Below are 17,819 nucleotides of genomic sequence, written 5' to 3' on the forward strand. Positions count from 1 at the left end.
CGCTGCGCTGGCGACGTGCCCACCGATGCAACTCGTGAGCATCGCGCAGATTTGGCTGTTCTGAACGCATCGCACCTCCTCACCGGTATTTTGGATGCTGAAGAGGAATCATATTATGTATCGCGCGTGCCGATAATCGATGATAATTTCTGTTCATCTGTGACGTGTTGGAATAGATGACATGGACCGGCCAGAAACGATGGGTGTGTTCCTGTCGGTTGTCGAGGAAGGCGATTTCTCGGCGGCGGCACGCCGGCTGCGGTTGAGCCCATCGGCCGTCAGCAAGATCATCGGGCGGCTTGAGTCCCGCCTTGGCGTGCGATTGCTGCAACGCTCGACGCGGCGGATCAGCTTGACCGCGGAAGGCAGCACCTATGCCGATAGCGCTCGCCGTATCCTGAACGACATCAAAGAGGCTGAAATCGCGATTCAACCCGGCGCAGAACCGCGCGGCCGGCTGCGGGTCAGTCTTCCAAGCGCCTTCGGCCATCGTTTGATCGTGCCGATGTTACCGGCCTTCATCGATCGCTACCCTGCCATCGAGCTCGAGCTAATGTTCACAGATGCGATTGTCGACCTATTGGCTGAGGAAACGGACGTCGCCGTGCGCGTTGCCGCCCAGAGCGATTCCAGGCTGGTGATGCGGCGGCTGGCGCCCAATCACCGTGTCATTTGCGCGTCAGCTCGGTATCTCGAAAAACACGGTATCCCGATGACGCCAGGCGATCTTCAACATCATACATGTCTTGGCATCACATCACGTGGCGGCCTCAACATCTGGGAATTCGATGGCCCGGACGGTCCGCAAAGCATGCGTATCCGCAGCCCGATAGAGGCCAACAGCACGGAAGCGCTACGCCGGCTGGCGCTCGCCGGTGTCGGCATCGTGCGCATGTCGGAGATATTGGTTGGACCGGATATCAGGATAGGCAGACTGACCGCATTGCTCACCGGATACAATCATCATGATGGACCGCCAATCTGCGCCGTCTATCCGCCTGGTCGAATCCTGGCGCCGCGTGTGCGCGTGTTCGTGGATTTCCTGGCCGAACAATTCGCCAACCCTCCTTGGCTACACGGCGCGCCATAAAACGGCAGTACAGCCTGGAACAGCGTCAGCTGTTGCGGGCCGCCACGAATTCCGCTGCCTGCTTCAGAAGCGCGGCGTGTCCGCCATAGGGATGAAGCAAGGCATGAGCCTGGTCGACGAGGCCTTGAAGCTGGCCCCGCGCCCAATTGGCGCCGTGCAGCGCCACCAGCGTCGCCTTGCCGGCGGCTGCATCCTTGCCGGTTGCCTTGCCCATCTGGTGCGCGTCCGCCGTCAGATCGAGCAAATCGTCGGCAAGTTGAAAGGCAAGCCCGATCGCGGAGCCGAATTCCGCCAGTCTTTCACGGTCCGCCGCTGGCGCGCCGGCAAGGATTGCGCCCGCCTCGCAGGCGAAGCGGATCAGTGCGCCGGTCTTCATCGCCTGAAGCCGGATGATGTCGGCCTCGTCCGGCCTGATACGCTCGGCTTCGAGATCGAGCATCTGGCCGCCGACCATGCCGCCGGCTCCGGCAGCGCGGGCCAGCGCCAGCACCAGCGCCGCCCGTCGCTCGGCCGGCAGCATTGTCGCTTCGTCGGCAATGATGTCGAAGGCGAGCGCCAGCAAGGCGTCGCCGGCGAGGATAGCGGTCGCCTCGTCGAAGGCCTTGTGCACGGTCGGCTGGCCACGGCGCAGATCGTCGTCGTCCATGGCCGGCAGATCGTCATGGATCAGCGAATAGCAATGCACGCATTCGAGCGCCGCCGCCACGCGCAGCGCCGCCTCGCCGTCGGCGGAAAACAGCGCGGCGCTTTCCATGACCAGGAAAGGGCGCAGGCGCTTGCCGCCGTTCAGCACGCCGTGGCGCATCGCCTCCATCAGACGTTGCGGCCGCGCGATCTCGCCTGAAAGCGGACGGTCGTCGAGCAGTCGCCTGAGCAGCGCCTCGACCGGACCTGTGCGCGCGACAAGCGCTGCCTCGAACGGCATTTGATCGTCTTTCGTCATGCCGGGGACGGGTAGCTGACACTCAGACGTTGCGCAAGAAGCCAAGCGCCATTATGCCGGGGCAGGGAGCAGCATGGATTGAGCGGCTTGGCGGAACCGATCGTCGATCACGAAACCGAAGGGCTGGACATGGTGAGGCCGAAACGCGGCAACCGCATCGGTCTCAAACGTTGGCCCCGGCACTGGGTCCGGCGCGGCATCACGGTCGCCGTCGTGCTGGCGCTGATGCCGGTGGTATTGACCTTTCTGTATCTGCCGCCGTTCGTGCATCCGGTGTCGACACTGATGCTGAAGGATCTGTCGACGTTTTCCGGCTATGACCGGCGCTGGGTCTCGATCGACGATGTGGCGCCGGCGCTGGCGAATTCGGTCATCATGTCGGAAGACGGGCAGTTCTGTTTCCATCGCGGCATCGACCTTGGCGAGTTGAGGGGCGTCGTCGACGATGCGCTGGCCGGCGAGATGACGCGCGGCGCCTCGACCATCACCATGCAGACCGTGAAGAACCTTTATCTCTGGTCGCGGCCGCTGGGCTCGGTCCGGAAAGTCGTCGAGCTGCCGCTGGCCGTCTATGTCGACATGGTGATGTCGAAACGGCGCATTATGGAAATCTATCTCAATATCGCCGAATGGGGGCCGGGCATCTATGGCATCGAGGCCGCCGCCCAGCACCATTTCGGGGTTTCGGCAAAACGATTGTCGCGTCGCCAGGCGGCGCTGCTTGCCGTCACCTTGCCGAACCCAATCGCGCGCAACCCGGCGAAGCCCGGACCGGGGCTGAGACGGCTGGCCGCGCTGATCGAGCGGCGCGCGGGCCGGTCCGGCGCCTATGTCGGCTGTCTGCGTTAGCTTAAAAAAATTTGCGGCGACGCTGGCCAAAACGGCGCAGGGCGTGTATAGGCACCCGACTTTCTCAGATTCCGGCCCCTGACGCGGCCCTTTCACGAGGGCAGCCGGGGCATTTTGACCATGTAGTGGAGCATATCCATGGCCGTACCGAAACGAAAAACCTCTCCGTCGAAGCGCGGCATGCGCCGTTCGGCCGATGCCTTGAAGGCCCCGACCTATGTCGAGGACAAGAATTCCGGCGAGATGCGCCGCCCGCACCATATCGACCTGAAGACCGGCATGTATCGCGGTCGCCAGGTTCTGGAGCCGAAGGAAAGCTGAGAACGCTTTCGACGGTTTTGTGACTCCCGAAGACCGGCCATCGCGCCGGTCTTTTTGCATTTGGCGGAGATGATCGCCCACCGAACCAATTTCAGAGAGCTCAGCAGCCGTACCGGACGGCAGCCGCGCCGGCTGACATTGTTATTTCGCACGGTCTTTGTCCGTGTTCGCGGTCGCGTACGAAAATTCTTGACGGCGAACGCCGAGCGCATACTAGAGAAGGTTGTCCAACCGGAGCCTTCTGATGTTCGGTGCCATCCCGCTGCTGATCGTGCCCTTCGTCCTTTATAATCTCGGGCTTCTGGGAATATTCGGCGGCGGCGACGATCCCTGGGCAAGCCAAATGTTCTCGATCCGCATGATGTCGGGCGGGGTGTTCTCGATGACGCTCGGCGATCTGATCGTGCTGATCGGGCTGCTTCTCTTCTTCATCGAAATCGTAAAATCGACGCGCACGTCGAACGCCTCGATCATGGACCACCTGTTGTCGACCTTCGTCTTCGTGGCGTTCCTGGTTGAGTTCCTGCTGGTGAAGGGCGCGGCGCACTCGGTTTTCTTCACGCTGATGGTCATCGCACTGGTCGACGTCCTGGCCGGCTTCTCAGTATCGATGCGAGCGGCCACTCGTGACATAAACATGGGCTAGAGGTCCGCCGCAACCCTGGGTCGGCGGTGCGTCAACCGCCTCGATGTCAGCACCTGCCGACAACGGGCAGGACAGGTCCGCCCGACACGTCGGATACGCCGGAACCAGCCCTATTTTTTCTTGGCGCGCGCCGGCTTCTTCACCGGAGCAGCCGGCGCATTGGCGAGATCTTCCGCTTCCTTGGCAAGGCGGAGCGCCCTCAGTTTGTTGGTCTTTATCTGGCGGGCGTCGCTCTCGGCGACATATTCCGCCATCGCCTTCTGGCGAACCGTGGCTGCCTCTTCCTGCTTCTTGAAACGCAAATCGGCCCGCGCGCGGGCAGTATCCTTAGAGTTCTCAACCAAGGGCTTTTCCAATCCCGTAAATTATAGTTTTTCATTCCTTTAATAGCAGAGCCGACCTGCAATGGGGAAAATAAGTTGGTCAGGCGCGGGAATCGCACCTGGCGCCCGGCGCCTTTCGGGCGGCAACCGCCTCATATCCGGCCTGCAGGGTGGCACGCACGGTGGCATCCGGGGGCGTGTCGGAAGGCGTGCCCAGATGTTCGTGGCGCAGTTCGTCCATGAACTTTTCCCACATCGGCGGGCCGCCCTTCTCCAAAAGCTCGGCGCGGATCGAGAGATCCTCGCTGACAGGCAGCCAGACTCGACCCCAGGCGCCGAGATGCGCCAGGATCGGCACCAGCGTGATCGCCATTTCGGTCAGGCTGTAGATTGCCTTCTGCTTGTGGGTGGGATCGTCCGCCCTGGTCAGCATGCCGAGCTCCATCAGCCGCTTCAGCCGATCAGCGAGTATGTTGGAAGCGATTCCTTCCAGCGACCCGTTGAGCAGGTCGCGAAAGTGGCGTTTGCCGCCGAAAATCATGTCGCGAAGGATGATCAGGCTCCACCGGTCGCCAAACACTTCAAGCGACAGGTTGATCGGGCACCCAGACCGGCGATCAATGCTCATGCGATTCTCCGAAAGAAACCGGTTGCATTGTAAAATCAGTACTATTATCGTGCAACTGATTGCAAAAAGCAATCGGTTTTAGGAGGAGACTGCGAAGATGATAAAGGAAGTGGAACCGGAAATCGCGTCCCAGACATTTGGCGATCCCGTGCACCCACCGATGCTGCTGATCATGGGTGCCATGGCTTCGATGCTCTGGTGGCCGGAGGCGTTCTGCCGGAAATTGGCCGGCAAGGGTCTGTTCGTGATCCGCTATGACAATCGCGATACCGGCCGTTCGACCAAATATGCGCCGGGCGAACCGCCTTACACTTTCGACGACATGGCGGACGACGCCATCCGCGTCCTAGACAGTTATGGCATCGCGAAAGCGCATGTGGCCGGCATGTCGATGGGCGGCATGATCGCGCAGCTTGTGGCACTGAAACATCCGTCGCGGGTCATCTCGCTTACGGCGATCAGCACTTCGCCAATCGGGATCGATACGTCGCATCTGCCAGGGACGACCGACGCCTATATGAAGCATTCGGCCGAAGGCGCGAAAGTCGACTGGTCGAACCGTGACCAGGTGGTCGACTTCATCGTCAAGGACGCTCATGCAATCGCCGGCACCGCGCATCCATTCGACGAGAAGCTGACGAGGGCGTTCGTCGAACAGGATTACGACCGATCCGGCGGCCTATTGAGCGCGACCAATCACTTCCTGCTTAAGAGCGGTGAAGATCGGGGCGGGGAAGACTGGAGGAGTCGCCTGCACGAATTGAAGGTTCCGCTCCTCGTTATCCACGGCACCGCGGATCCGATTTTTCCGGTCGAGCATGGCGCCGCCCTTGCCGAAGCGGTTGCCGGCGCAAGCCTTGTCCGCATTGAAGGCGGCGGCCACGAACTCCATCCCGACGATTGGGCCACAATCGTCGATGCCATTGTCACCCATAGCCAAGCCAGATAAGCGCTGAGCCGGACCTTGACACACTATCTCCGTGGCAATAGTTAAGTGAATGCTTCAGTGTTTGGCTCTCTGTAAAACCACGCAGCGGCGAAGCACCAAAGGAACGAGCGAAACAATGTCCTATTTCAAGTTCTTCCCCTACAACAACGGTTAAGCCCGATGTTGCAAGATACCGCCCAGCTCGACCTGATGTTCCAGGCGCTCGCCGACCCGGCGCGGCGGCACATGGTGGAGCGGCTGTCGTGCGGCCCCGCCTCGGTCAGCCAGTTGGCCGAGCCGCTTGCGATGTCGCTGTCGGCGGTCGTCCAGCACCTGAACGTGCTGGAGGCGAGCGGCCTCGTCCGCACCGAAAAGCTCGGCCGGGTGCGCACCTGCCAGATCGAGCCGAAGGCGCTGAGGACCGCCGAACACTGGATCAACAAACGGCGCCTGAACTGGGAACAGCGGCTCGACCGGCTCGGCGCCTTTCTTGCGGAAACCAAGGACGAAACCGAAGGAAACTGAGGAGGCCAACATGAGCGAACGCTCCGTCGTCCATTCGACCATAGTGCTCGAACGCAGCTACGACGCTTCGCCGGCGCGGGTGTTCGCCGCCTGGTCCGATCCCGCCGCATTGCAGCGCTGGGGCTCGCCCGGAGAGGGGTGGGAAACCAGCATTGACTGCTTCGAGTTCCAGGTGGGCGGCATTGCGCTCAGCCGTTTCGGACCCAAGGGTGGCGAGAGTTATGTGAACGAGACGCGCTACCTCGACATCGTGCGCGACCAGCGCATCGTCTCGGCTGGCGGCATGACCAGCAGCGGCCAGCGATTGTTTGTCGGCCTGCTGACGGTTGAATTCAGTCCAGAAGGCACAGGCTGCCGGCTGGTGATGACCGAGCAAGGCGCCTTTCTTGATGGCCATGATCAGCCCGAAAACCATCAGGCTGGCTGGAGCCAGATGCTCGATAACCTGCGGGTAGAATGCGCGTGAGCGCCGCAGCCTGAGCCAAAAGACCAGCAGAGTCGGGAGGATAGTATGAAACTCTACTGCGGCATCGGTCCGAATTCCTACCGCGTTCGCATCTTCATGGCTGAGAAAGGCATCGACGTTCCGCGGGTTGTTGTCGACCTCACAAAAGGCGAGCACAAGGCGCCGCAATTCCTGGAGCTCAATTCACTAGGCCAGATTCCCGTGCTCGTGCTCGACGACGGCACGGTGATCACCGAAAGCATCGCCATCTGCCGCTATCTGGAGGCGCTTCATCCGACGCCGGCACTGTTCGGCTCGGACGCGGTCAGCCAAGGCAAGGTCGAAATGTGGAACCGCCGCGCCGAGGTCGAAATCTTCGGAACGATCGGTAGCATTGCCCAGCATTCCGATCCCATGTTTGCGGAGCGGCTCGTGCAGTTCCCGGCTTTCGCCGAAACGCAACGCGAAGCCGTTCCGGCAAAGTGGGCGTGGCTTGACCGCGAGATCGCCGATGGCCGCCCGTTCATCGCCGGCGACCAGTATTCCGTCGCCGATATCACCGCCGCCGTCGCAGCGTGGCTTGGCGCCTTCTTCGGAGCCGACATTCCGGACGCGCTCGTCAATGTCCATCATTGGCTCGACCGTGTTCAGAAACGTCCAAGCTGGAACGCTTAGGCCGATGCCCGACACTGTCTCAATGGGACGATGTGCGGCTCAACGCCAGCACCTGAATCCAAAGGAGCGTTCGCCATGCCTGTCAAAGCAGATCGGATCTGATCCGCAGTTACTTCGCCGCCTACCAGGCCAACGACCGCAGCGTCATCGAGGCCGTGCTGACAGACGATTTCACCTTCACCAGCCCCCTATGACGACGCCACCGACCGCGCGGTTTACCTCGCGCGGTGTTGGCCGAACAGCACGCTGTTCAAGTCGATCGCCGTCGAGAGGATTTGCGAGGACGGCAACGATGCTTTCGTTCTCTATCGCTGCGAAACGCTCGACGGCAAGGTCTTCCGCAACACCGAACTGCATTCGTTCCAGGACGTAGGCTGCGCAGCGTCGAGGCCTATTTCGGCGCCACCTACAAGGACGGCGTTTTCGTCCCGCAGCAACCATTGAGCTAGCTCATCGGCTTGCCAATGCGGTAGGACCCAGCGGGGGGTGCCTTCTCGACAGCCACGATGATCTCGGCACCGCAAGCATGGCACAGGCGAGCTGCTCGACGCACTTGGTGCGCCACTGGCCGAGGCGTGACGGCGCGCTTGCGCTGTCAACCAAGCTGCTCAGCATCCCAGAACTGGTCGAGCCAGATGTTGAGCTTCAGGAAGCCGGCATTGCTGACCGTATAGACGCGTCTTGTCCCTTCCGGCTTGGCGTTGACCAGTCCGGCATCGAGCAGCACCTTTAGATGCTGCGAAACAGCCGGGCGCGAGACCGGCAACCCGGCGGCCAGTTCGTTGACGGTCTTCGGGCCGCGCCGGAGCTCTTCCAAAAGATGGCGCCGGTTGGGATCGGCTATCGCCATGAAGGCGTCGGAAAACATCATGCCCTATTTGTGGGGCAAAGTTTTCTAAATCTCAACCGTTGGTTTCAGGCTTTCTGCGCGGATCGAGCCGCAAGGCTTCCGGCGTGATCGAGCGCTCGGCCGGTTGCGTCTTGAAGGCGTCGCGGTCTTCGATCGGCACCGGCGCGCGCCGACTGATGCGCAGCAGCGTATAGCCCGCCAGGCAAAGATGCGCGAAGGCCGTCGCAAGGAACAGGCCTTCCGGCCGCATCCAGCCCATCAGGCCGGCGGCCAGCAGCGGCCCGATCATCGTGCCGAAGCCATAGAGCAGCAGCAGGCCGCCCGACACTTTGACGAAATCCTCCGCCCGGGCGTGGTCGTTGGCATGGGCCACGGCGATCGAATATAGCGTATAGGCAAAAGCGCCGTAGGCGGCGGTGCAGACGATGACGAAGACGCCGGAGCGCGGCTCGAACAGGAAGACCGCGACGGCGAACAGCGCCGCGCCGAAGGCCAGGCCCGCCAGCACAAACCGGCGGTCGGTCTTGTCGGAGAGACGCCCGGCCGGAAGTTGCATGGCTGCGCCGGCGACGACCACCAAGCTCATCATCAGCGCGATCTCGGCCGTGGAAATGCCGATACGGGCGCCATAGACGGCACCAAGGGTGCCCCAGGCGCCGTTAGCGATGCCGATCAAAACGCAGGCGATCGCCGACACCGGCGAATTGACATAGAGCCCCTTGACGTCGAGCGAGACATCCTGCAGCGGCTTGGGGTGCGAAGCCGTCGACACCGCGGTCGGAATGAGCGACAGGCAGAACAGGATACCGGTGATCATGAACAGCGAGGCCGACTTCACGTCGCCGCCGGCAACGATCATCTGGCCGCCCATGATCGAAGCATAGGTGACCATCATGTAAAGGCCGAAGACGGTGCCGCGGTTCTCGTTGGTGGACTTCTCGTTCAGCCAGCTTTCGATGACCATGAAGGCGCCGGCCATGGTGAAGCCGGTGAAGGCGCGTAGCAGGATCCAGACATATTCGTCGATGATCAGGCCGGTGAGCAGGGCGACGATGGCACCCGATGCCGCAAAGGCGCCGAAAGCGCGTACGTGACCGGCGCGGCGCACCAGGCGCGGCGCAAAGAAGCAGCCGGTGACGAAGCCGCCGGCCCAGGCCGTGCCCATCAGGCCGAGCGATGCGGTCGAGAAACCTTCCAACTGGCCGCGCAGCGGCAACAGCAGCCCGTGCAGTCCGGTCGCCGCCAGCAGGAAAGCGGTGCCGCGAAGCAGCGAGAGGATCGGTCGGTAGCTTGCAAACATTTAGCTGATCCGGCTGGAATTTGGGAGGGTCTGAAGATTCGCGCTTCGGCGGGCGCTTCGGCTCTGGAAACTATCCGCGGCGGAACAGGGCCTCGGCCGCTGATTTGGTGGTGCTCTTGGTCTTGAGCTCGGCTTCGAGCCGGGCGATCTCGTCGCGCAAGATGCCGATCCGCTCGGACAGTTCATCGACGGAAAGCAGCGACAGATCCTGCCCGATCTCATGCGGGCGGGCTTTCTTTTCGGGTTCGTCGTCGAAGATCGCCATCGTCGCTCCTCGCTCATGCGCAAAAATTAAACTGCTACAGCGTCCTTTGCGCGTCCAATCGAACGCCAGGCGCTGCAGTGGCCATTTGCCTGATCTGGCAATCAGCATACATAGGGCAGGGGCATGGATGCAAACAGTCGGCAAGAAAACCGGCAGCTGGCAAGAAACTGGCGAAGCGAGACGGGAAAATTCATGGCGAGTGGACAGAACAAAATTCCGGCGAAGATGACGGCCATTGCGATCTCGGAACCCGGCGGACCGCGAGTGCTGAAACCGGAAACGCGCGACGTGCCCGTGCCCGGTCCCGGCGAAATCCTGATCCGGGTGCGTGCCGCCGGTATCAACCGGCCGGATGTGCAGCAACGCAAAGGCGTCTATCCGCCGCCGCCCGGAGCGTCGGACCTGCCGGGCCTCGAAGCGTCAGGCGAAGTTGCAGCTCTTGGCGACGAGATATCGCGCTGGCGCGTCGGCGACCGGGTCTGCGCGCTGACACCCGGCGGCGGCTATGCCGAATACGTCAAAGTCCATGCCGGCAGCGTGCTGCCGCTGCCCGCCGGCTTTACCCACACGGAAGCAGCGGCGGTACCGGAAAACTACTTCACCGTCTGGCATAATGCCTTCGAGCGCGGCGGCCTGAAGAGCGGCGAGACGCTGCTCGTCCATGGCGGCTCGTCCGGGATCGGCACCACGGCGATCCAGCTCGCCTCGGCCTTCGGCGCCTATGTCATCACCACCGCCGGCAGCCACGAGAAATGCGACGCCTGTCTGAAGCTTGGCGCCGACCGTGCGATCAACTACCGCGAGGAGGATTTCGTCGCGGCGGTCAAGGACGCGACCGGCGGCAAGGGTGCCAACGTTATCCTCGACATGGTCGGCGGCGACTATGTGGCGCGAAACTACGAGGCCGCGGCGGTGGAAGGCCGCATCGTCCAGATCGCCACGCAGAGCGGGGCGGTGGCAAGCGCCGATTTCTCGAAGATGATGGTCAAGCGGCTCACCCACACGGGCTCGACGCTGCGGCCGCGCACCGTCGAATTCAAGGCGGCGATCGCCGCGGCGCTGGAGGCGCAGGTGTGGCCGCTGCTCGGCACCCGCAAGGTAGCACCCGTCATGGACATGATCTTCCCGCTCAAGGAAGCGTGGCGGGCGCATGAGCGAATGGAGGACGGCGACCACATCGGCAAGATCGTGCTCGATGTCGGCTGACGGTCGGCAAACAAGCTGAACAAAGGCTTAATTGTGCAATGCAACAAACGCATTGCGGCCATGCAAAAGCGTCTGTTCAACTTTTCATCAACGATGCCTACTTGAGCGGCATCGAAACGATGGAGGACTACCATGAACCCGATCCGTGCTTTCCGTAACTGGCGCATGTACAATGAAACCGTGCGCGAACTGAACCGCCTGAACGCCCGTCAGCTCAACGACCTCGGCATCAACCGTGGTGACATCGAGAGGATCGCCCGCAAGGCGCTTTGATCTCAAGCGTGATCTTGCCTGAAAGCATCAAGCCGCTTTTTCGCAACGTGGTGCTTCGGTCCGAGATCATGCTTTAGAAGCCAGAGCCGCAGCAGACGGGTTTCCCGTCGCCGGTTCCGAGCCCGCTGGACCCTGTCCGGCGGGTTTTGTCGTTTCGAAGTCCGTGCAGCAGCAGCTGCGATGATCGATCGGTGCCACGAAGGCGCCGGCAAGATGCTGCAAAAAGTTCCACGCCCCCAGCGGCGCAACACTCCCACAAATTTCTGCATTCTCCGGTCCTGCAGCCATGTTGCCCGCTCATCCCAGCCTCCGTTCGCTGGTGATCAAGCCGGACAACTCACGCGCTACTAACCCGGACAACTCATGTGCTTACGACAGTACCTTCCAAAACCGTTGCGAAACGGCAACGGAGTGGTTATATACGCAGCGAATTTCCCATTTTGGTGGCTCTAGAACCACCGCCCGCGCGGGAACGCGGGCGAACGAGAAGGATATCTCAATAATGGCCAATACGCTGCTGATGCCCAAGGCGACCGCCGTCTGGCTGGTCGACAATACCGCGCTCTCCTTCGAGCAGATCGCGCAGTTCTGCGGGCTGCACCCGCTCGAGGTTAAGGCGATCGCCGATGGCGAATCGGCGCAGGGCATCAAGGGCATGGACCCGATCATGACCGGCCAGCTGACCCGCGACGAGATTGCGCGCGCCGAGAAGGACCCGAACCATCGGCTGAAGCTGTCCGACCCCAAGGTGCGGGTGCCGGAATCCAAGCGCAAGGGTCCGCGCTACACGCCGCTGTCGAAACGCCAGGACCGGCCCAACGCCATCCTCTGGCTGGTGCGTAACCATCCCGAGCTGAAGGACGCGCAGATCGCGCGCCTCGTCGGCACCACCAAGTCGACGATCGACCAGATCCGTGACAGGAAGCACTGGAACTCGGCCAATCTGCAGCCGATGGATCCGGTGACATTGGGTCTCGCCACGCAGATCGACCTCGACATGGAAGTCAACCGCGCCTCGCGTGGCCGCGAGCAGGCACAGCCGGCCGGCGACACGCTGCTGCCGGCGGCATTGACCGAGCGCCTCGTGCCGGCAGCGGAGAAGCCAAGGGATGAGGACGCGGAGCTCGACGCCAACGCGGTCTTCGCCAAGCTTTCGGCGCTGAAGTCGAAGGACGAGGACAAGGACGACGAGGAGTAGGATACCCGGCAAAGCATCAAGCCGGGCGGCCCATCTCGTTCAGCTTGGCGCGGCGGTTCCGTAACCATTGGGCCGCGGAGCCAATGGCGGCGCCGCCATCGTCGGCTTTTGTCGCGCGGTTTTGTCCAGGGGCGGGAGATGGCGGCTATCCGTCTGTCAAAGTACCCACGTCTTCGGCAATGACTGGCTCATTCACCGCTGTGTATCCTGGCGTTCATTGACCGCACTCCTGCGCCGTTCCCGCCATTTTTCGAACTCCATGCCCACCAGCAAGGTGGCGGCGAGGAGAAGCAACATCCCCCATTCGCGCAGCGAAACCGGCGTGATCTGCAGTGTGTCGCTCAGTCCTGGAATATACATCGCGCCGATGTGCAGCGCCTGCGCGCCGAGCACGCCGAGAACGAGGAGGGGATTGGCGAACAGTCTTTGACGGAAGACCGAGAGGTGTTCGGAGCGGCTGTTAAAAACCTGGAAATTCTCGAAGAGGACGAAGAGAAGGAGCAGAAGGTTGCGCGCCTGCTCCTCGGGATAGCCCTGCTGGAGCAGCCAGTAGAATAGAGCGAAGCCTCCGACGCCCATGACCAGAACGGAATGCCAGATGCGGCGGATCATCACGCGATCCAGGATCGGCTCGTTCGGACGGCGGGGCGGATAGCGAAGTTCGTCGCCTTCAGCCGCCTCGGCGGCAAGTGCCACGTCCTGTATGCCATTGGTGACCAGGTTGAGCCAAAGGAGCTGGACGGCCAGCAGAGGCATGGGCAGCCCCATCGGCAGTGCCAGCAGGAACAGCACCACTTCCGCCGCGCCGGTCGATACCAGCATGAAGACCACCTTGCGGATGTTGGCGTAGGCTACGCGCCCCTCCAGGATACCGTTGACGATAGAGGCGAAATTGTCGTCGGTGACGACGATATCGGCGCTTTCCTTGGCCACATCCGTACCGGCTCGTCCCATCGCCACGCCGACATGGGCATGCCTCAGCGCCGGCGCGTCGTTCACGCCGTCGCCGGTAACGGCGACAAAATGTCCGTTGCGTGAGAGGGACAAGACGATCGAGAGCTTCTGTGCCGGATCGACGCGGGCGAAAATACGGGCATGGCGCGTCAACTTGTCGAGTGCCGCTTCCCCATCCTGTTCGGCGCGGCGCACCGTCTCGCCCGTCACCACCTGGTCGGGTTTGAATACGAAACCGGCCTGCTCGGCGATCACGCTTGCCGTTCGCGGATCATCGCCCGTCACCAGCGCCACTTCGATGCCGGCACGATAGCAGTCGCGTATGGCGTTCGGCACTTCGGGACGCACCGGGTCCTGCATTCCCGCCATGCCAAGAAAGGTGAGGTCCACCAGGTGGTGATGCGCGTAGCCTTCATCCGGTGCCGTGTCGATCTCCGCCTGGGCGAATGCCAGGACGCGCAGGCCCATTCCGGCGAGCTCCTCCTTCTGGCGCAGCAGAAACTCGCCATCGATCGGCAATGGCCGGTCACCAGCATCCATCTTGCTGGCCATCTCTATCAGCATTTCGGGCGCGCCCTTGACGAAGATACGGACACGGCCCTTGCGGCGGTGAAAGGAGGCGGCGTATTTCAGGTCTGGCTCGTAGGGGATGCGCTTGATGAGCGGGTAGTGCGCGGCGATTTCCTCCTGCGCGATCCCACCCTTGCGGGCTGCCGTCAGCAAGGCGACATCGACGGGGTCGCCGTGTCGCCTCCAGCTTTCCCGCTCCTTGAACAGACGCCCTTCATTGGGCAAAGAAGCCGCTTTCAGAAGCGCGGATGCGCGCAGCGAGGCTTGCACGTTGTCGCCGAGTGTCGACACGATTGAACACGCGTCCAGATATTGGCCCGCCTCGCATTTCAGTCTCGTTCCGTCCGGCAGCAGGATGTCCGTGACGGTGAGCTCGTTCATCGTCAACGTGCCCGTCTTGTCTGTCGCGATCATGGTACAGGAGCCAAGCGATTCCATTGCCGGCATCTTGCGCACGATGACGTTTGCCCTGGCCATCCGCCGCATGCCGATGGCCAAAGCGACGGAGATCGCGACGGGCAGCCCTTCGGGAATTGCGCTGACCGCAAGACCGACCGCAAGCATGAACAGGTCGCGATAGGGGATGTCGCGCAGAAGCCCGACCGCGATCAGCAGAAAAATTGCCAGGCAGACAGCGATCGCGATCATCCGCGAAAAGCGCTCCAGGCGTATGAGGAGTGGCGGTTTGGATATCGAGCGCCTGCCGATTTCCTCCGCGATCTTGCCGATCTCCGTTGCGCCGCCGGTCGAAACGACGACACCTCGTCCGCGTCCCCGCGTGATCATGGAACCGGCATATGAAACGGTACGTTCCGTTTCCTCGCCCGACGATGAGGCGCTCTTCTTCACCGGTCTGGATTCGCCGGTCAACAGCGACTCGTCGCATTGGAGGTCTTCGCTGAGCAGAAGCTGAATATCGGCCGGAACCCTCGAACCCGCTTCCAGGAGGACCAGATCACCGGGAACGAGTTCGCGTGCGTCGATGCTGCACTGCGTTCCATCGCGGACCACCGACGCATGCGGTTCTTCCAGATTTCGGAGCGCTGCAGCCGCCCGCCCGGCCGAATATTCCTGTGCGGCTCCTATGATGCCGTTGATCACCAGGACAGCGCCGATAAACAGCGCATCCTTCGCATCCCCTAGCGCCAGCGAGACCACGGCCGCAAAGAGAAGGATATAGATCAGCGGGCTGAGGAACTGCCGCAAGAATACGGCGGCGAGAGATGGCGTATGCGGTTGAGGGAGGGTGTTTGGGCCGTACTGCTCGAACCTGGCGCGTGCCTCGGCATTGGTCAGCCCCAAGATAGGAAGAACATCCGGGGTTGGCGCAACGTTCGTTTGCGAGAGGACCAGGTCGTTCATGTCTTCCGTCGGCACGGTTTCCAGAATAATGGGCGGCTTGCCTGTTCCGTTGCCCCTTCGGGATCTCGTTGCCGCCGCCAATCTGTATGGCACACGGCCAAATTCAATTGTTTGTCTTGAATCAAGCCAGCGCGCGTTCCGCGTCCCATGATGGGTGCTGTGGCGACCGAGGGCTTGGATGGAGTCAGGGCCTGGCGGAGGACGCCATCATAGAGAGAAGAGGGGCAACCGTGTTGGCTATCGCGGGACTGCCGCCGGTTTTGACGCAAGTCAAGGAGAGAACGCCGTCCTCTGCTATCTTGCGGTGCTTTCCCGAGAAGGGGTGTTTACATGATCAAAAGTATTCTCGTTGCCCTGGATGGCTCAAGCTCGAGCATCGCCGGTGCCAGTTTCGCGCTTCGCCTAGCCAGTCGTCTGCAGGCAAATGTGGAAGGACTGGGTATTGTGAATTCCAACTGGATCCAGCGCCCACAGCCAGTCCCGATAGGCGGACTGGCCTACAAAAGGGCACTTGATCTCAAACTGATGAGCAGCTTTGACGAACGCATCGATGCCGTTCTGCATGCCTTCGGTTCCGATGCACGGCGGGCGGGCATAACATTTTCCGCCAAGCGGATCGATGCCGATGCGATTTCAAGCATCGGCATCGAATCCATAGAGCGCGATCTGGTGGTCGTGGGACGGAACAGCCTTTTCGACGTTGAGGCGGAACTTGACAGGATTCCGCTCTGTGTGGATCGTATCGTCCGTAACGGGCTGAGGCCTGTTGTGACGGTTCCGGATGCTGATGAGGGCCGTCGGGCGGAGAGCGACACCGCTCCCCTGTTGGTTGCCTTCGATGGGAGCGCTGCCGCTTCCCGCACACTTCATATGCTGGCTCTCCTTGGTATCGCGGCGGAGCGGGAAGTGCATATTCTGACCCAGGACAACAGGTCGGAACAGTACGCCGCCGCCGAAGCCGAGCGCGCCTGCGCTTTGCTCCGCCGGCACGGGGTCGCGCGGGTAAAAGGGGTGGGACTGGGCGACAGGCAGGCTGGCACGGCGGCGGAAGCAATCCTCGGGACGGCGAAGGTGCTGGGCGCCGGCATGATCGCCATGGGTGCCTACGGCCATAGCGGTATTCGCGAGATATTCGGCTCATGCACGCGCGCGGTTCTGACTGAGGCCCGGCAGCCGCTCTTCCTGTACCATTAGGCACTTGTGCTGTCGAAGCTGCAGAAGGAAACGCCCAGGCACCCCCGCGCTGTCGCAGGCCTTCAACGTTCTCACACAGCCCGCTTCACGCGGCTTTTTTGACGCGCTCTTGCGGCGTCAGGTTCGCGCGGCCCGGTCCGGTGCCATGCCGTAGTCTTCGCTGCGCTCAACCGCACGGTAGAAATCGGCGAGCTGCTTGCCGCGCTCCGGCTTGAAGACGCGGCCGGCTATGACCACCGAAGCGATGCGATCGATACGGAAAGCGCGGAAATCGTCGCGCATCTCGCACCAGGCGACCAGCGTCCACACCTTGCCCCAGAACCACAGGCCCAATGGCCTGATGTCGCGCGCGGTGCCGCGGCCTGCTTCGTCGGAGTAGTCGATAGTCAGCACCTGGCGTTTTTCCACTGCGCGCTCGATCAGGTCGATTGCCTCGCGGGCGGCGTCGCTCACCACCCACATCGGCGTGTGGATTTCGGTGCGGGCGATGCGGTCCTTTTCTGCATCGGGCAGCACGGCGCCGATCTTGACCAGCGCCTCGTCGGCGGCCCGCGCCATGGCAGCGCCGCCAAACGCGCGCACCATGCGGGCGCCGGCGACCAGCGCGACGATCTCGTCACGCGTGAACATCAGCGGCGGAAGGTCGAAACCCTCCCTCATCATGTAGCCGACGCCGGCCTCGCCGTCGATCGGCACGCCCGTCGACTGCAGGTCGGCGATGTCGCGGTAGATGGTTCGCTCGGAAACCTCGAGCCACGTGCCCAGCTTCTGGGCGGTGACCAGACGGCCACCGCGCAGATGCTGCACGATCTGGAAGAGCCTGTCGGCGCGACGCATCGTATGGTCCCTCGATTTCTATGGTTCGAGCCCTTCGCGCTTGCGCTGCGCGGCGACGAAAGCCGCGCCGAAGGACAACTTCCCTGTTGTCGGCGTCTTTGCATCCAGCACACGCCAGAACGGCGCGATGTCGCTCAGCGTCATGCCGCGTTCCAGATCCTCGTTGGCGGCCTCGGCAACAGTGCGCAGATGATAGCCGATAGTGACCGGACATGTCACTTCGACACCGTGCTCGATGGCGAGCGCGGTGCGCAATGCGCGGACGTCCATGTCCACGCCCTCTGGGATGGAGCGGATGAAATCATCGACCTGCCGTGCCGTCGGCACCAGCATCGGCTGGCCCTCGACGACGTCGCCAACAGTGCGCGGCGTCGGCTTGATACCGTTGGTGCCCGGCGTGTTCAGCCTGTCGTTCCAGCTCTTCACCATTCCGGTTG

The 17,819-nt window shown here is 62.2% G+C and carries 21 protein-coding genes; 12 read left to right on the forward strand and 9 right to left on the reverse strand.

From position 1 onward, the window contains the following. Nucleotides 1–181: 181 nt before the first annotated feature. The gene (locus tag EOA78_RS05545; protein ID WP_127314241.1) at nt 182–1,090 is read left to right on the forward strand and encodes a LysR family transcriptional regulator; all 909 of its coding nucleotides are present in this window, start codon (nt 182–184) and stop codon (nt 1,088–1,090) included. Between the two features lie 25 nt (nt 1,091–1,115). Here EOA78_RS05545 and EOA78_RS05550 read toward each other — a convergent pair whose 3' ends face one another. Further along, nucleotides 1,116–2,033, reverse strand: coding sequence for a polyprenyl synthetase family protein (locus EOA78_RS05550; RefSeq protein WP_127314242.1), 918 nt, complete (start codon nt 2,031–2,033; stop codon nt 1,116–1,118). A 78-nt stretch (nt 2,034–2,111) separates the two neighbouring features. Between EOA78_RS05550 and EOA78_RS05555 the strand changes: the two genes are divergently transcribed. The 3 genes from EOA78_RS05555 (at nt 2,112) to EOA78_RS05565 (ending at nt 3,849) form a co-directional block, all read left to right on the forward strand. Further along, the gene (locus EOA78_RS05555; RefSeq protein ID WP_127314243.1) at nt 2,112–2,882 is read left to right on the forward strand and encodes a transglycosylase domain-containing protein; all 771 of its coding nucleotides are present in this window, start codon (nt 2,112–2,114) and stop codon (nt 2,880–2,882) included. Nucleotides 2,883–3,020: 138 nt separating this feature from the next. Beyond that, entirely contained in the window at nt 3,021–3,203 is a 183-nt protein-coding gene (gene rpmF, locus EOA78_RS05560; RefSeq protein ID WP_006203806.1) for a 50S ribosomal protein L32, read from the forward strand. A 244-nt stretch (nt 3,204–3,447) separates the two neighbouring features. After that, nucleotides 3,448–3,849, forward strand: a complete 402-nt coding sequence (locus EOA78_RS05565) for a hypothetical protein (RefSeq protein WP_127314244.1) — start codon at nt 3,448–3,450, stop codon at nt 3,847–3,849. A 110-nt stretch (nt 3,850–3,959) separates the two neighbouring features. Here the strand turns inward: EOA78_RS05565 and EOA78_RS05570 are convergent, their stop codons facing one another. Together EOA78_RS05570 and EOA78_RS05575 are read right to left on the reverse strand one after the other, a co-directional pair. Further along, a complete protein-coding gene (locus EOA78_RS05570) occupies nt 3,960–4,193 on the reverse strand; it encodes a hypothetical protein (RefSeq protein WP_029348749.1) in 234 nt (77 codons plus the stop codon). 79 nt (nt 4,194–4,272) lie between these two features. Then, complete coding sequence (locus EOA78_RS05575) at nt 4,273–4,800, reverse strand: helix-turn-helix domain-containing protein (RefSeq protein WP_127314245.1); 528 nt, start codon at nt 4,798–4,800, stop codon at nt 4,273–4,275. Between the two features lie 97 nt (nt 4,801–4,897). Between EOA78_RS05575 and EOA78_RS05580 the strand changes: the two genes are divergently transcribed. The 4 genes from EOA78_RS05580 (at nt 4,898) to EOA78_RS05595 (ending at nt 7,373) form a co-directional block, all read left to right on the forward strand. Further along, a complete protein-coding gene (locus EOA78_RS05580; RefSeq protein ID WP_127314246.1) occupies nt 4,898–5,749 on the forward strand; it encodes an alpha/beta hydrolase in 852 nt (283 codons plus the stop codon). Nucleotides 5,750–5,908: 159 nt separating this feature from the next. Then, nucleotides 5,909–6,253: a metalloregulator ArsR/SmtB family transcription factor gene (locus EOA78_RS05585; protein WP_127314247.1), complete on the forward strand. Its 345-nt coding sequence runs from the start codon at nt 5,909–5,911 to the stop codon at nt 6,251–6,253. Nucleotides 6,254–6,263: 10 nt separating this feature from the next. After that, entirely contained in the window at nt 6,264–6,719 is a 456-nt protein-coding gene (locus EOA78_RS05590) for an SRPBCC family protein (protein ID WP_127314248.1), read from the forward strand. A 45-nt stretch (nt 6,720–6,764) separates the two neighbouring features. Beyond that, nucleotides 6,765–7,373, forward strand: coding sequence for a glutathione S-transferase family protein (locus EOA78_RS05595; RefSeq protein WP_127314249.1), 609 nt, complete (start codon nt 6,765–6,767; stop codon nt 7,371–7,373). A 595-nt stretch (nt 7,374–7,968) separates the two neighbouring features. Here EOA78_RS05595 and EOA78_RS05605 read toward each other — a convergent pair. The 3 genes from EOA78_RS05605 to EOA78_RS05615 all read right to left on the reverse strand — a co-directional run bounded on the left by EOA78_RS05605 (nt 7,969) and on the right by EOA78_RS05615 (nt 9,788). Next, nucleotides 7,969–8,244: a metalloregulator ArsR/SmtB family transcription factor gene (locus EOA78_RS05605; protein ID WP_127314250.1), complete on the reverse strand. Its 276-nt coding sequence runs from the start codon at nt 8,242–8,244 to the stop codon at nt 7,969–7,971. Between the two features lie 31 nt (nt 8,245–8,275). Next, nucleotides 8,276–9,523, reverse strand: coding sequence for an MFS transporter (locus EOA78_RS05610; protein ID WP_095495307.1), 1,248 nt, complete (start codon nt 9,521–9,523; stop codon nt 8,276–8,278). Between the two features lie 70 nt (nt 9,524–9,593). Further along, on the reverse strand, nt 9,594–9,788 hold the full coding sequence (locus EOA78_RS05615; protein WP_127314251.1) for a DUF1192 domain-containing protein: 195 nt from the start codon (nt 9,786–9,788) through the stop codon (nt 9,594–9,596). A 192-nt stretch (nt 9,789–9,980) separates the two neighbouring features. On the opposite strand from EOA78_RS05615, the gene EOA78_RS05620 reads away from it, so the two are divergent. The 3 genes from EOA78_RS05620 to EOA78_RS05630 all read left to right on the forward strand — a co-directional run bounded on the left by EOA78_RS05620 (nt 9,981) and on the right by EOA78_RS05630 (nt 12,465). Then, nucleotides 9,981–10,994: an NAD(P)H-quinone oxidoreductase gene (locus EOA78_RS05620; RefSeq protein ID WP_127314252.1), complete on the forward strand. Its 1,014-nt coding sequence runs from the start codon at nt 9,981–9,983 to the stop codon at nt 10,992–10,994. Nucleotides 10,995–11,126: 132 nt separating this feature from the next. After that, nucleotides 11,127–11,267 (forward strand): DUF1127 domain-containing protein, encoded by a 141-nt coding sequence (locus tag EOA78_RS05625; protein ID WP_065011316.1) that lies wholly within the window; start codon nt 11,127–11,129, stop codon nt 11,265–11,267. A gap of 502 nt (nt 11,268–11,769) precedes the next feature. Then, nucleotides 11,770–12,465 (forward strand): DUF1013 domain-containing protein, encoded by a 696-nt coding sequence (locus tag EOA78_RS05630; protein ID WP_127314253.1) that lies wholly within the window; start codon nt 11,770–11,772, stop codon nt 12,463–12,465. A gap of 192 nt (nt 12,466–12,657) precedes the next feature. Here the strand turns inward: EOA78_RS05630 and EOA78_RS05635 are convergent, their stop codons facing one another. Continuing rightward, nucleotides 12,658–15,351, reverse strand: coding sequence for an HAD-IC family P-type ATPase (locus EOA78_RS05635; RefSeq protein WP_127314254.1), 2,694 nt, complete (start codon nt 15,349–15,351; stop codon nt 12,658–12,660). 330 nt (nt 15,352–15,681) lie between these two features. Between EOA78_RS05635 and EOA78_RS05640 the strand changes: the two genes are divergently transcribed. Next, nucleotides 15,682–16,545, forward strand: a complete 864-nt coding sequence (locus EOA78_RS05640) for a universal stress protein (RefSeq protein ID WP_127314255.1) — start codon at nt 15,682–15,684, stop codon at nt 16,543–16,545. Nucleotides 16,546–16,662: 117 nt separating this feature from the next. Here the strand turns inward: EOA78_RS05640 and EOA78_RS05645 are convergent, their stop codons facing one another. Then, on the reverse strand, nt 16,663–17,382 hold the full coding sequence (locus EOA78_RS05645; RefSeq protein ID WP_008873880.1) for a YafY family protein: 720 nt from the start codon (nt 17,380–17,382) through the stop codon (nt 16,663–16,665). Between the two features lie 18 nt (nt 17,383–17,400). Continuing rightward, nucleotides 17,401–17,811: a hypothetical protein gene (locus EOA78_RS05650; protein WP_164783648.1), complete on the reverse strand. Its 411-nt coding sequence runs from the start codon at nt 17,809–17,811 to the stop codon at nt 17,401–17,403. Nucleotides 17,812–17,819 lie beyond the last annotated feature (8 nt).

This window comes from Mesorhizobium sp. M5C.F.Cr.IN.023.01.1.1 (genome assembly GCF_003997585.1).
In the GTDB taxonomy this organism is placed as follows: Bacteria; Pseudomonadota; Alphaproteobacteria; order Rhizobiales; family Rhizobiaceae; genus Mesorhizobium; species Mesorhizobium wenxiniae.